Origin of the sequence: Psychrosphaera haliotis, from assembly GCF_009728465.1 — a bacterium.
In the GTDB taxonomy this organism is placed as follows: domain Bacteria; phylum Pseudomonadota; class Gammaproteobacteria; order Enterobacterales; family Alteromonadaceae; genus Psychrosphaera; species Psychrosphaera haliotis.
Window position 1 is genome coordinate 118333 of the sequence record NZ_WOCD01000001.1, and the last position, 14879, is coordinate 133211.

At 39.6% G+C, this 14879-nt stretch carries 10 protein-coding genes and 2 pseudogenes; 5 read left to right on the forward strand and 7 right to left on the reverse strand.

Going from position 1 to position 14879, the window contains the following annotated elements:
- Positions 1-12 precede the first annotated feature (12 nt).
- Positions 13-2445, reverse strand: a complete 2433-nt coding sequence (locus GNP35_RS00530; RefSeq protein ID WP_155693551.1) for a Lon protease family protein — start codon at positions 2443-2445, stop codon at positions 13-15.
- A gap of 272 nt (positions 2446-2717) precedes the next feature.
- On the opposite strand from GNP35_RS00530, the pseudogene leuS reads away from it, so the two are divergent.
- From leuS to GNP35_RS00555, 5 genes and pseudogenes are all read left to right on the forward strand, one after another.
- Positions 2718-5307 (forward strand): annotated as a pseudogene (leuS, locus tag GNP35_RS00535) (leucine--tRNA ligase).
- A 100-nt stretch (positions 5308-5407) separates the two neighbouring features.
- Positions 5408-5890 carry an LPS-assembly lipoprotein LptE gene (locus GNP35_RS00540; RefSeq protein WP_155693553.1) on the forward strand — a complete coding sequence of 161 codons (483 nt, stop codon included), beginning with the start codon at positions 5408-5410 and terminating at the stop codon, positions 5888-5890.
- Between the two features lie 10 nt (positions 5891-5900).
- On the forward strand, positions 5901-6953 hold the full coding sequence (gene holA / locus GNP35_RS00545; protein ID WP_155693555.1) for a DNA polymerase III subunit delta: 1053 nt from the start codon (positions 5901-5903) through the stop codon (positions 6951-6953).
- A gap of 2 nt (positions 6954-6955) precedes the next feature.
- Positions 6956-7063, forward strand: coding sequence for a hypothetical protein (locus GNP35_RS16440; protein WP_155693557.1), 108 nt, complete (start codon positions 6956-6958; stop codon positions 7061-7063).
- Positions 7064-7077: 14 nt separating this feature from the next.
- Entirely contained in the window at positions 7078-7578 is a 501-nt protein-coding gene (locus GNP35_RS00555) for a nicotinate-nicotinamide nucleotide adenylyltransferase (RefSeq protein WP_330997689.1), read from the forward strand.
- 154 nt (positions 7579-7732) lie between these two features.
- Here GNP35_RS00555 and GNP35_RS00560 read toward each other — a convergent pair whose 3' ends face one another.
- The 6 genes and pseudogenes from GNP35_RS00560 to GNP35_RS00585 all read right to left on the reverse strand — a co-directional run bounded on the left by GNP35_RS00560 (position 7733) and on the right by GNP35_RS00585 (position 14766).
- Complete coding sequence (locus GNP35_RS00560) at positions 7733-8026, reverse strand: DUF3301 domain-containing protein (RefSeq protein ID WP_155693561.1); 294 nt, start codon at positions 8024-8026, stop codon at positions 7733-7735.
- A 76-nt stretch (positions 8027-8102) separates the two neighbouring features.
- The gene (serS, locus tag GNP35_RS00565; RefSeq protein ID WP_155693562.1) at positions 8103-9416 is read right to left on the reverse strand and encodes a serine--tRNA ligase; all 1314 of its coding nucleotides are present in this window, start codon (positions 9414-9416) and stop codon (positions 8103-8105) included.
- 43 nt (positions 9417-9459) lie between these two features.
- A complete protein-coding gene (gene crcB, locus GNP35_RS00570) occupies positions 9460-9834 on the reverse strand; it encodes a fluoride efflux transporter CrcB (protein ID WP_155693564.1) in 375 nt (124 codons plus the stop codon).
- 3 nt (positions 9835-9837) lie between these two features.
- A pseudogene (locus GNP35_RS00575) lies at positions 9838-11176 on the reverse strand (replication-associated recombination protein A).
- Positions 11177-11259: 83 nt separating this feature from the next.
- Positions 11260-11946: an outer membrane lipoprotein periplasmic chaperone LolA gene (gene lolA, locus GNP35_RS00580; RefSeq protein ID WP_155693566.1), complete on the reverse strand. Its 687-nt coding sequence runs from the start codon at positions 11944-11946 to the stop codon at positions 11260-11262.
- Entirely contained in the window at positions 11947-14766 is a 2820-nt protein-coding gene (locus tag GNP35_RS00585; RefSeq protein WP_269139896.1) for a DNA translocase FtsK, read from the reverse strand.
- Positions 14767-14879 lie beyond the last annotated feature (113 nt).

Genomic DNA, 14879 nt, shown 5'->3' on the forward strand with positions numbered 1-14879 from the left:
TAACTCTTTTATTTACTCACCAAACTCATGATTCACAATATCAGCAATATGCCTCAAGCGTTGAGCAGCCAATCCGTTTACTGTATCCCTAGGATAACGACCACGAGATGACATTACCCCAGCTTGTTTACCCGTTAATATAGTAATAGCATCATCAACGTTTTCAACGGCATAAATAGCAAAGGTTCCCGCTTTAACCGCTGACTGAACCGACTCCGATAACACTAAATTAATACAATTCGTCTTGGGGATAATAACGCCTTGGTCTCCCGTTAAACCTCGGGCTTCACACAGCTTAAAAAAGCCCTCAATCTTTTCGTTTACGCCACCTATGGACTGAACTTGCCCGTGCTGGTTTATCGAACCAGTAATAGCAATCCCCTGATTTAATGGAATTTGAGTTATCGCAGATAACAAGGTGCACACTTCACCTAAGCTGGCACTGTCTCCGTCAATATGGCCGTAACTCTGTTCTAAGGCTATATTTGCTGAAAATGAGAGAGCAAAACCCTGCGCGTATTTATTACCAAGGTATCCGCTTAGTAGCATCACGCCTTTTGAGTGTATTGCTTTGCCAAGCTCTACTTCTCTCTCAATATCAACAACACCCGTAGAGCCTGCGTACACAGTGGCCGATATACGAGCCGGCGTGCCAAAAACAGTATCACCAATTTCTAAAACCGTAAGTCCATTTAACTTACCCACTTGAAAACCATCGGTGTCTATTAAAATCTGCCCTTCTTGAATATCTTCTAAAAATGATTCACTGATTTGGCCAGAACGAATGACTTTAGCGTCTAATGCTTGCGTAACATGTTCTTTATCTATAACTAAAGTCGACGATACATTTGACTCAAATTCGCTTTTGTTTATCGCTTTACGAGCAAAAAACTGAGCTTCACCTATTAACTCAAGTACATCTGCAAATCTAGCCGATAGTTTATGTTGGTGCTCCGCCTGACGGAAGCTGAAATGCAATAACTGCTCAACAGCGCTGGCGGTTAAAACCATTTCGTGATCATGAGCAAACATTTTTATTTTTTGAATAAAGCTATACAAAGCTTTGTCGTTTAGCGCGATATAGTGTTCAAAGTCCGCCAATACTCTAAAAAGTTCATTAAACTCGTTATCATATTCTTGCATTAAATAATAAAGCTCTCTACTTCCCATTAATATTATCTTTATATCTAATGGAATAGGTTGCGGGTTTAAACTCGAAGCGTTAACAATATTAGCTTCACCTGCAGGTGATTCCATTTTAATTTCATGGCTTTTAAGGGCGAGCTTTAACGCTTCCCAAACAGCAGGTTGGTGAATTAACTTGTCCGCTTCAATGAGCAAGTATCCGCCGTTTGCTTTGTGTAATGCCCCTGCCCTAACCATTTGGTAACTTGTATAAACCGAACCTTGCACTGAGCTGTATTCAATTTTTCCAAATACATTTTGAAACGTAGGGTTAGCTTCGTAAATAATAGGGGCGCCATTATGTGGCTCTTGTTTAGTAATACTGTTTGGTAAAAGCTGCTCTTCTAATACTTTTTTAACATCAATTTCATCACGATCTTTGTCTTGCTCAGTTTCAGCTTCTGACGACAAATACTCTTCAATTATTTCCACCAACGTTTCACGCATGTCTCGCACAAACTTTACAACACCAATCTCAGCGGCGTACTTATGCTCCACGTCTTTTAAAATCGGTTTAAGCGCATTTTCTATCGTTTGTTTTGTTAATGTACGCCTAGCTTCAAACATTTCTCGCTTCCATTGCGGTAGCTCTAGTAATGTCTCAGATAAGACGTTTTCTAAATCATCAATTACTTTGTAAAATTGAAGCTTAATAGACTCTTCTAACTGGCTAAACTCAGTATCATTCAGTGGTTTTTCATTGACTACCGGAGCAAAACTGACTGTGCCCTTTTCCTCAAAAAGCAGTACGTTTTGTGCCTGCGCTTTTTGCTCAACAAAATCTATAGCGTCTTGATACTTTTTATTAAAATGCTTGTCGATGTTACGCCATTTACGTTGAAAAGATGGGTTATCAAAGGCTGCCGGGAACGTGTCTAAAATAACATCAATCAGTGTTTCAATTTCTGTTTTGAGCTTTTTGCCATCACCGGGAGATAAACGAATAACACTAGGTGAGCGATTATCCTCGAAGTTATTTACGTAACACCACTCACTTGGCGTTTGTTTGTCTTTTGCTACGGTTTTAATGTGATCATTTATAAGCGTGTGTCGACCGGTTGCAGGTTCGCCCATCACAAATAAATTGTAGCCTTTCATGGACATATCTAAACCAAATTCTAACGCTTGCTTAGCTCGTTCTTGGCCGATAAAGTTAACTTCAGCGTTTATATCGGACGCTAATATCTTATTTATTTTATCGCTTTCAAAACTAGGAGAAAGCGAATCAGCTGACAAACGAAACGTTTTATTTTTGATCATAAATCCAATTATTTTATAAATACTTTTAATACCTTAAGTCTATATGGAAATCCCAAAAAACGCATTGCTTAATTAACATCAAAAATAATTGCCGAAGCGTCTATAATTTCCACTAAGTTGCTTGTTGCTTGTTGTTGAATTAGTTATCCTTAGCGACTAATTTTTAAAATAATTTCATAGTGTTTTGAAGCGTTTAAAAAAGCTTCAAAGTTACTTTCGTAACATAGCCTTTTATTAAGGCCATTGCGTTTACCTTTTACTGAGAGCAGTCCATGCAAGCTGAATATAACCACCGCGACATTGAGCAAAAAGTTCAAAAACTTTGGCAAGAGAATCAAACATTTAAAGTTACTGAAGACAGCGATAAAGAGAAGTTTTATTGTTTATCAATGTTGCCATATCCAAGTGGTCGTCTGCATATGGGACACGTAAGAAACTACACCATTGGTGATGTGATTTCTCGTTTCCAGCGCCTACAAGGCAAAAATGTAATGCAGCCAATGGGTTGGGATGCATTTGGTTTACCTGCTGAGAATGCTGCCATTAATAATAAAACGGCACCAGCAAAGTGGACCTACGAAAACATTGATTACATGAAAAACCAATTAACTAGTCTTGGTTTTGGTTATGACTGGGATAGAGAGTTCGCAACCTGTACTCCAGAGTATTACCGCTGGGAACAATGGTTTTTCACTAAATTGTACGAAAAAGGCCTAGTGTATAAAAAAACGGCAACCGTTAACTGGGATCCAGTTGACCAAACGGTACTTGCAAATGAGCAAGTTATTGATGGTCGTGGTTGGCGTTCAGGTGCCCTAGTAGAACAAAAAGAAATTCCACAATGGTTCATCAAGATCACTGACTACGCTGAAGAGTTAATTAGTGACTTAGATGCGCTAGAAGGTTGGCCAGAACAAGTAAAAGCGATGCAAAAAAACTGGATCGGTCGCTCGGAAGGTGCAGAAGTATCTTTTAAAGTTGACGGTTCAGATAGCAAAATTGAAGTTTATACTACTCGTCCAGACACGTTGTACGGTGTCACTTACCTAGCTGTTGCAGCTCAACATCCTATGGCTTTAGAAGCCGCTAAAACAAATAGCAAGCTAGCTGAATTTGTAGAAGAGTGTAAGAGCCAGTCAGTGGCTGAAGCCGACATGGCAACGATGGATAAACTTGGCGTTGATACGGGTATTCGCGCGGTACATCCATTAACAGGTGAAATCGTGCCTGTATGGGCAGCTAACTTTGTATTAATGAACTACGGTACAGGTGCGGTTATGTCAGTTTCCTGGTCATGACCAACGTGACTGGGAATTTGCTACTAAGTATAACTTACCAATTCAACAAGTTATTGCACCAATTGATCAAGACCATGTAGCAAACTTAAACGAATCTGCATTTACAGAGCGCGGTTCACTAATAAATTCTGGCGAATTTGACGGATTAGAGTTTGATGCAGCTTTTGAAAAAATTGTTGCCTTGTTAGAAGAAAATGGCGCAGGCAAGAAAACGATTAATTATCGCTTACGTGACTGGGGCGTTTCTCGTCAACGTTATTGGGGAGCTCCAATTCCTATGGCGACATTGGAAGACGGCACATCAGTTCCTGTTCCAGAGCAAGATCTTCCAGTTGTATTGCCTGAAGATGTTGTTATGGATGGCGCTGCTTCACCTATTAAATCAGATCCTGAATGGGCTAAAACAGTCATAAATGGCATGCCTGCTACACGTGAAACCGATACATTTGATACCTTTATGGAATCGTCTTGGTACTACGCACGTTACTGCTCACCTCAGTCTGATGATCAAATGTTAGACCCTACTCAGGCTAATTACTGGTTACCAGTAGATCAATATATTGGTGGTATTGAACACGCTATTCTTCACCTTTTATACGCACGTTTTTTCCATAAATTAATGCGTGATGTGGGCCTAGTTGAGTCTGATGAGCCGTTTAAGAAGTTATTATGTCAGGGAATGGTACTAGCAGAAACATATTATCGTGAAGACAGCAATGGCGGTAAAGTTTGGTTCTCGCCTACCGATATTGACGTTGAGCGTGACGACAAAGGCCGCGTAACAAAAGCATGGCATAGAGAAGACGGCCAGCCTGTTATCTCTTCTGGCATGTCAAAAATGTCTAAGTCTAAGAACAACGGTATTGACCCAGAATCTGTAATCCAAACATTGGGAGCTGATACTGTTCGTTTATTTATGATGTTTACTGCCCCTCCTGAGCAAACATTAGAATGGTCTGACTCTGGCGTTGATGGTGCACATCGTTTCATTAAACGTGTATGGAAACTAACGCAAGACGTGATTGATGGCGGTATAGTTAAAGAGTTTTCTGTCAGTGAATTGAATAGCGACCAAAAATCATTACGTAGAGAGTTACACAAAACAATTGCAAAAGTCACCGATGACTTGGATCGTAGAAACACATTTAATACTGCCATTGCCGCTATTATGGAATTAACGAATAAGCTTAACAAAGCCCCGTTGGATTCAGATTTAGACAAAGCGGTAATGTATGAAGCCGTCAAAGCTGTTGTTATTATGCTAACTCCAATAACGCCTCACGTTTGTCACGAGCTTTGGGCATCGCTTGGTAATGGTGATAACGTTGAACAAGCTCAGTGGCCAGTAGCCGATGAATCTGCAATGGTTGAAGATGAAAAGTTAATTGTTATTCAAGTTAACGGTAAGGTTCGTTCAAAAATTACTGTGGCTGCTGATGCAACAGAAGACTTCATCAAAACCGCAGGTCAAGAAGAAGAGAATGTTAAGAAATTCACAGACGGCAAGACAATTCGTAAAGTAATTTTTGTAAAAGGTAAATTACTTAACATTGTTGCCAATTAATCATTAGTTAGAAAGAAGGCGTTCAGATTACTGTCGCCTTCTCCTCTTACTTAGTGAGTGTTTGTGTAAGCTAATTAAACAAAATATGTAATGGACTGTTATGAAATTTAAGCTATTTTCTCTACTTTTAGTGTCGTCTTTGATTACAGCTTGTGGATTTAAGCTTAAAGGTCAATATTACCTGCCCGACTCTCTTAAATCGATATATGTAACTTCCGACAAGCGTTTTAGTCCGCTTCGCACCCAACTTGAAAAGCGATTAAGACAAAACCAAGTCATTATTTTAGATTCATTGAGTGACAATAAAGCGCAATTAAATGTGCTACCAGAGTCATTTCAACGACGCACCTTATCTTTGTTTCCAAATGGACAGATTGCAGAATACGAATTAATTTACATTGCTAGTTACCAAGTATTATTACCAAACAAAAAGCCTCAACGCTATACAGTTGAGTTAAGTAGAGAGTTTCAAGATGATCCAAATAATGCATTGGCTAAAGATAGAGAACGAGCTCTGATACTTTCAGAACTAAGAGTTATTGCCAGTGATCGTATATTGTCTCAGCTTATAATGATTAAGTAAGGGTTGCGCCTTGAAGATATATGCAAATCAATTACCTCAAGAGTTAAAAAAAGGTCTAGCTAGTTGCTATCTAATTTTTGGAGACGAACCTTTCCAAACAAATGAGGCTAGAGATTTAATCAAGTCAAAAGCCAAACACCTCGGTTTTGAAGAGTTTATTCGCCTCGCTGATGATGACCAATTTGAATGGGATGATCTAATTGAACACACTCAATCAATGTCACTATTCTCAAGTACTAAATTAATTGAGCTTGAACTTACATCAAACAAAATCGGAAAAATTGGATCGGATACTTTAAAGCGAGTATCTGAAAGTCTAGGTGACGATACCGTATTAGTTATTTTTGGCTCAAAGTTAGAGGCTGCACAAACAAAATCAGCCTGGTTTAAGTCACTTTCTAGTGTTGGTTGTTATATTCCAATTTATGAAATAGAAGGCCCGCATTTGCAGCGTTGGTTACAACAACAATTGACGGTTAAAGGTTTAAACTTAACACCTGATGCTCAGTCTTTTTTGTTGGCCTTTACTGCAGGAAACCTGTTAGCCTGCTCCCAGGAGTTAGATAAACTAAAGTTATCTCATCCTAACTCACCAACGTTAACGCATGAAATATTAGAGCAACAGGTATCCGATCAATCGAGATTTACGGTATTTCAGCTTACCGATGCACTTTGGGGTAATAAACCAGAGCAGTGTTTATCCATTTTAGGTCGACTCAAGCTAGAAGACTTTGAGCCTAATATTATCTTATGGTCTTTGGCCAAGGATTTGAATTTAATAGCTAAATTACAAAATGCGAAAATATTTTCAGAAAGCACTCAAGAGATTTTTGACTCCGCAAGAGTTTGGAAAAACAAACAAAACACTTACTTAAATGTTGCTCAAAGACTAAACCCTACTTTAGTTAAGCAGGCGCTAAGCCAGTTATCTGATATCGATAAAGCGTTAAAGTTTTACGCTATTAACTGCCCTTATACGTTGTTTGCGCATATCTGCTTGCTGTTAAATGGCTATGAAACACTAAGCTCGTTTGAAATGCCGTTTAATAATGAAATTGCATAACAATGGTACTTTTAGATAAACCCTTAGTTCTTTTATACGGAGGAACGTTCAACCCCATTCACTTTGGTCATATTAAGCCTGTAATCAGCCTTAAAAAAGCATACCTGTAACAGAACTCCTTTACATTCCTTGCCATATTCCGCCTCATAAAAAGGCGCCTAAGCTAAGTGCTAAACAAAGATTGAATATGACTGTAGATGCTATCAGAGAGACGAACTTCCCTTTCCCAGTAAAAGTGAGTGACTTTGAGTTGGGAAGCTCAGAGCCATCTTATTCATTAAAAACAATCCTACACTTTAAAACTGTATATCCCGATAATGACCTTGGTTTTTTAATGGGGCTTGACTCGTTATTGAGCTTTACTCAATGGTATAAGTGGCAGGAAATATTAGAAAATTGTTACTTAGTTGTCATGACTAGGCCTGGATTCAATTTGAACGATTCAAACTTGGCACCAGAAATTACCGAGCAAATAGGTCGTCGAGTATTTACTATCAGTTGTGAAGATGTACCAGTGTCATCAACTATGATTAGAGAAGTGATTAATGGAAAAGCACCTATTGAAACTATTGAAGCGTTTTTGCCTGAGTCTACAAAACGCTATGTTTTAGAGTGCTCTGAATAGTCCAAAACGTTGCCTCTTATACTTCACAAAGCTTACAAAAAGAACAATGACTAACAAGATCAAAATCTTAGGCAGATCGATTAGTTAGTTAAATTATTAATTGGTCTTGGGGCTTTCAGTTATTGTTTATTCGTTTAATGATTTTGGATACGAGCTATGACCAGTGACTAATTTGTTCAACTTTACCATTCACAATCTGTATCTCCCCTTTTTTAGCGCTTAAGCCATCAGCACTGTAATTTAAGTCAAACATAACTGTAAATTTTAAGCCTGTTTTAACTGAAACACTCCAATCTGACATGGCGATAGACAACAATTGCAAATGATGCGTTTTACAATATTGCGTTCCAACAACTCTTGCTCGTTCAGCAATTTTTCTGCTCTGCCAAAACAAAGCAAAAACACCAGCCACCAGCATTAACAACCAAACAGTTTGTAAATCAAACACCTTAATCTCCAATAAAAAAGCGTGATTACAGTAACCACGCTTCTTCTAAACATATTAATAAACTAAAGCAGGCTTACTAGCCTATCTTTGTTATACCACCCATATATGGAACTAGAGCCGCTGGAACCGTAATACTACCATCTTCATTTTGGTAGTTTTCAAGAACTGCTACTAATGTTCTACCAACCGCTAAGCCTGAGCCGTTTAATGTATGAACTAAGTCAGGTTTTTTAGCGCCTTTTGCTCGGTAACGAGCTTGCATACGACGAGACTGGAAATCCCCCATGCTGCTACACGACGATATTTCGCGATAAGTATTTTGTGCCGGCAACCATACTTCTAAATCATAAGTCTTAGTGGCACCAAACCCCATGTCTCCAGTACAAAGTACTACTTTTCGGTATGGTAACTCTAATTTTTGGAGAATAGTTTCTGCATGACCCGTCAACTCTTCTAGTGCTTGCGCTGAATTTTCAGGTTTTACAATTTGAACTAACTCTACCTTGTCAAACTGGTGCTGACGAATTAGACCACGTGTATCGCGGCCATAAGAGCCAGCTTCAGAACGGAAGCAAGGTGTATGGGCAGTTAATTTAACTGGCAACTCAGACTCATCATAAATAACATCTCTAGCGAAGTTTGTTAACGGTACTTCGGCTGTCGGTATTAATGATAATTTACGTGCATCTTGCTCGTCTAAATTATCAGATTGACCAGTTAATGGCTGAGTATGGAACAAGTCTTCTGCAAACTTTGGTAATTGACCTGTGCCCTGCAAGCTTTCGTTATTTACTAGATAAGGCACATAAGTTTCTGTATAACCATGCTCTTCTGTATGTTGGTCTAACATAAACTGAGATAATGCACGGTTCATGCGTGCTATTTTGCCACGCATTACGGTAAATCTTGCGCCGCTGAGTTTTGTGCCCATTGCAAAGTCTAAACCGTTTGCCAACGACTCGCCTAAATCAACATGATCTTTAGGTTCAAAATCAAACGACTTTGGCTCGCCCCATTTTAGTACTTCAACATTATCATCTTCCGATGCGCCACTTGGTACGTCATCAGCTGGTAAATTTGGAATTGCTAACGCAATGCTATCAATTTCATTAAGTAACACTTGTAACTCAGACTTAGCAGCGTCTAGTTTATCGCCTAAATCAGCAACACTGTCTAAAAGTGGTTTAATATCTTCACCACGTGCTTTTGCTTGGCCAATATTTTTGGACTTTGCATTACGCTCATTTTGCAACTCTTGCGTTGCTGTCTGTAGGTCTTTACGTCGAGTTTCTAATTCCTCTAAACGCGCTACATCTAACTTAAAACCACGAGTAGCCAAACGGGCTGCTGTTTCTTGAATTTCATTTCTGAGAAACTTTGGATCTAACATGTCTTTATTTTACCTATTTATAAATTCTAATATTCAAATTCGTTTATTTTGACGCGACTATCTGCATACCTATCCACGCGGCTGCAATACATACAAAAACATTAAGCATTATATTGAGCACAGCCTTTTGCCAAAAGCCTTGTTGCAACAATAATAATGTATCTAGTGAAAACGTTGAGAACGTTGTAAAAGCACCAAATAAGCCGATACTCAAAAATGAGCGCCAAGCAATATCCGAAACTATACCATGTTCTAAAAGGCTAAATAAGAGCCCCATAAAAAATGATCCAATCACATTCACAACTAATGTGCCGTACGGAAAACCTTTCCCTAGCCAACCCATTACAAGTCCGTTTATACCGAAGCGCATTGACGCGCCAATTGCTCCACCAATGGCAACAAAAACAATATTATGCATACACTAATCAAACTCCCTCTTATTGTTAGATGCAGCATCTAGAGACTTCAAATAATCTAGTTTCTCAGATATTTTTTGTTCTAAACCACGATTAGTCGGTTGATATAGTTCTACGCCGGCTAATTCCTCCGGTAAATACGTCTCACCCGCAGCATATGCATTGTCTTCATCATGTGCATATCGGTAGCTATCCCCTTTGCCCATATTCTTCATTAAATCAGTAGGCGCATTCACCAAATGATTTGGCACGGCAACATTACCTGACTCTTTGGCTAGTGCTTTGGCCGCTTTAAACGCGACGTAGGTTGCATTGCTTTTAGCGGCTGTCGCCATAAATATGGCTGCCTGCGCGATGGCGCGTTCACCTTCTGCAGGGCCAACACGATGATATACATCCCAGGCATTAAGTCCTATTTGCAATGCTCTAGGGTCTGCATTACCAATATCTTCTGACGCGATGGCAAGTAAACGTCTGGCAACATATAGTGGATCTCCTCCACCAGCTAATATTCTAGCATACCAATACAAAGCACCATCTGGGTTAGAACCGCGAAACCGACTTATGAAAGGCACTTATTAAATCGTAAAAATGATCGCCGCCCTTATCAAACGTCGCCATTTGGTTACCAGTAGCTTGCTCAATAATTTCTGCTGTAATGACACCATCATTTTCAACAAGGTCCGCTGATATTTCCAAGAAATTTAACAGTCTTCGGCCATCACCGCTGCACAAGTTAATAAGCAACTTTCTATTTTCTGGAGTGACGTGAAGGTTTAGCTTTCCTAAACCCTTATCCTTATCTTTTAAAGCTCTATCAATTAACAACTGTAAGTCGTCTTCTTCGATATGCTTTAATACATAGACTCTCGCTCTAGACAAAATGGCGTTGTTAAGTTCAAACGAAGGGTTTTCAGTTGTGGCACCAATAAAAGTAACGGTACCATCTTCAATATAAGGTAAAAACGCATCTTGCTGACTTTTATTAAAGCGATGAACTTCATCAACAAACAGGACAGTTTTTTTACCACTTTGCTGGCGCCTGTGCTCAGCGCGCTCAATGGTCATCCGGATATCTTTAACACCAGCACTGATTGCAGACAGTTTTTCTACATCGGCGTTGGCCGCTTTAGCAATTATCTCTGCTAGTGTCGTTTTGCCAGTACCTGGAGGTCCCCACAAAATCATTGAGTGGCAATGACCTGCTTCAACCATTTTCCAAATGGCTTTACCCTCAGAGACTAAATGGCGTTGCCCTACATATTCTGTCAAATTGGTTGGACGTAACCGCGACGCTAAAGGACCATGATTTTGGTTCATTTCAACGCCGTTGTCGGTGTCCATGTCAAAGCCTAGTGAATTTTGTCCGCTCACAACGTTACCTTCTAATAAGGGTACTGATTTTAAGTAAAGTGACTAACCTAAGTTTAATATGAAACATTACCGTCAATAACCTCAGCTTTTGAACGTTGATCATCAACATCAATGCCCGCTGGCATCTCAAATTCAAACATGTCTGCCTGCGGATTAAATTTTGATTGTTCACTCAAAGTATATTCACTCACTTGCTGACTTCGGCTTGTAATGACTATTTTCTCTAAATCATTATCGATAATTGTAAGCGTAAGCTTGATAACTTGTGCCTGTGATAAATCTACCGGCGTTATCACGTAAATATTGTTTTCTTTGCTAATGCTGAACTGCTTCCAAATTGAAGGGTCTTTAGAAACTAATAATGCAAAAGGTGTTTGTGTTACGGCTTGTTGAACGTCAAATATACTAACTTGCTCAACAAAAGGGTTATACCACCACACATATTGTCCGTTAGATATAAGCAGTTCTTCTTCTGGTGCGGTTACTTCCCAAATGAACTTTCCTGGCTGTTTAAAGACTAATTTACCATCGGCTTGATGGATAATATTTGCCTCAATGTCCGTAACGACTTGCTTAAAGTTTGCTTGATAACCATCAAACACGTTTAATTTATTTTGTAGCTCTAATGATGCAGCTGAAACTTTATTTACAGCTTGGGTCGTATCGTTGGTATTTGCGTATACCGCATTACCAAAACTCATGGCCACAATCATTGTTGCCGCCCCGATTAGTCTAATCATTTATAGTAATTCCTGTTGGTCTTCGCCTTTCACTGGCGGTGGCGCTAATACTTCACGAGTACCATTATTGGCTGCTCGACTGACAATGCCCATTGATTCCATTTGCTCTACAATTCGTGCAGAGCGGTTATAGCCAATTCTTAACTTTCTTTGAATACTAGAAATAGATACCTTGCGAGTTTCGGTAACAAAAGCAACGGCTTCATCAAATACAGGATCCGCTTCTTCACCTTCAGCCATTTCAGCCGCTTCGCCTGGCAACATGTTCTCGTCTGTCATCTCGCCTTCTAGTATTTCTTTTATATAGTTTGGTTTTGCTTTTGATTTCCAGTCATTAACAACGGCGTGAACCTCATGATCATCCACAAATGCTCCGTGTACCCTTGTTGGAACTCCTGAACCTGGCGGTAAGTACAACATGTCACCCATACCTAAAAGATTCTCGGCGCCTTGCTGATCCAGAATAGTACGAGAGTCAATTTTCGAAGATACTTGGAACGCCATTCTTGTTGGTATATTCGCCTTTATAAGACCCGTAATAACATCTACTGATGGTCTTTGTGTCGCCAATACTAAATGAATTCCAGCCGCCCTCGCCTTTTGCGCGATTCTCGCAATTAACTCTTCTACTTTTTTGCCAACAATCATCATCATGTCAGCAAACTCATCAATCACTACAACGATGGCTGGTAATCTATCTAGTTCCGGAGGCATCTCAAGCATGTTGTCCGTGCTGCGCCACAATGGATCTCTAATTGGCTTACCATCTTGTCTAGCTTGATCTATTTTTGCGTTATAGCCTTTAAGGTTTCTTACCCCTAACGACGACATTAGTTTGTATCGACGTTCCATTTCGCCTACACACCATCTCAATGCATTAGCGGCTTCTTTCATATCAGTAACAACTTCTGATAATAAGTGTGGGATTCCTTCGTAGACAGAAAGTTCCAGCATTTTTGGATCTATCATGATTAAACGAACTTCTTCCGGCGTTGATTTATAAAGCAAACTTAAAATCATAGTGTTCACACCAACAGACTTACCTGAGCCGGTTGTACCTGCTACTAACAAGTGAGGCATTTTTGCTAAATCAACAACAACTGCCTTGCCACCAATGTCTTTTCCAAGAACCATAGTTAATGGTGAAGACGCCTTATCAAATACATCACTGCTCATTACCTCAGACAGCCTAACTATCTGACGATGCTTATTTGGTATCTCTAAACCGATATATGACTTACCAGGAATAACTTCAACTACTCGCACGCTCATTGCCGATAAAGAACGAGCTAAATCTTTTGAAAGACCTGAAATTTTGCTCACCTTAATGCCTGGCGCTAAATCAAGTTCAAATCTTGTAATAACAGGGCCAGGATAAACACCTACAACTTCTGCTTGTATGTTGAAGTCCAATAATTTTGCTTCAACAAGCCTCGACACAGCTTCAAGCTCTTCTTGTGAAACTGGGTTTTCCACTTTGTCTGGGCGGTCTAATAATTCCAGCGAAGGCAAAGTAATTGGTGGTTTCTCTTCTTGAGGCGGTGGAACTATAACACCAGCAGTTTGTTGTGATGCATTCGTATCACGTACTGGCGTATCATTATGTGTCTGCATACCTTCTAGTGCGCCCAATATATCGTCATCAGACAAGTCATCATCAATAGAGCTATAGCTCATTGGTGTGTCGATACCTTCAATATCAGAGCTTTCAATATCATCATCTGCTTTGCTTGCTGACATAGGCTCATCACCAAATTCAAAAGGCATATCATCATCAAATGAAACGTCCTTTCGCTTATCGTCGGTGTTATCTGTTGATTCTTGTGCAGGCTTAGGTGATTTATCAAACACCTTCTTTAACATGTTAGGTATTGATTTGGAGGTGGATGATAGTGTTGATTCAGGCACTGCCTCACTTTGTTGAGATGTAGACTCCGCTCTCGAATTTGATGCTGTCGATAAATTTGGCTGAGAGTCTTGTTTCGAACTCTTTTGCACTGCGGTTTGGTGCTCTTCTAAGTGCTCATTGGCAGAGTCTGCTGCTGAGAAGAAATTAGCTAATAAAGAGTCATCACGTTTTTTGTCTAACGGATCTGCTTTAGTGGCAGTGGTAGCACCATCAATCTGATTATTATCTGAATTTGTAGACACTTTAGAGTGCGGCTCTGCAGAGTCATTGTTTGTTCTTGTGTTTGCTGCTTGGTCTGTTAAACCCAACATGGACTTAGCAAGTGCCAGCGCTTTTTCACCGCCTAACCAACTATATTTGCCAATTCCGTCGATAACTTGAAGCCACGAAATGCCAGTCATTAGCGTAAAGCCGACCATTACGGCAACTAAAAACAGTAATGTTGCCCCAGTGAAGCCAAGTAATGGAGAAAGTAAGAATGAAATTACATCGCCAATAATACCGCCTGATGAGTAGTAATACACATCGTCAAAATTCATGCTACAGATGGCTGAAAAACCAACAATAAACAGTACAAAGCCAATTAGCCTTAAACCTAACGCTAAATAGTCAACTTCCACTAAGTCGTGAAACTTACGGAAAAATAACCAGCCTATCACCGACAAAATTACCGGCACAAAAAACGCTAACCAACCAAAGGTAAACAGCAAAATGTCTGAAAGCCACGCACCAAATGCGCCACCAGCGTTTTTAATAAATTCGTAATTACCGGTTTTTGTCCAACTTGGGTCAGCCGGATCATAGGAAAACAAGGTAATTAAAATATAGATGGAAATTGCACCCATCACGATAAGGCCAACTTCTAAAAGGCGTTGAAATCCATTCAAAAAAGACGGTTGTTGGTCAGTCAAAACTTACTTCTCCAGGCTCTTTGTTATTATTGAAAAGTGTTATTGATAAGAGCCTGTCTAATCTATCAAATTATTCACACTTTTTCATCGCGTTTTTATTCTAAAAAGTGTTA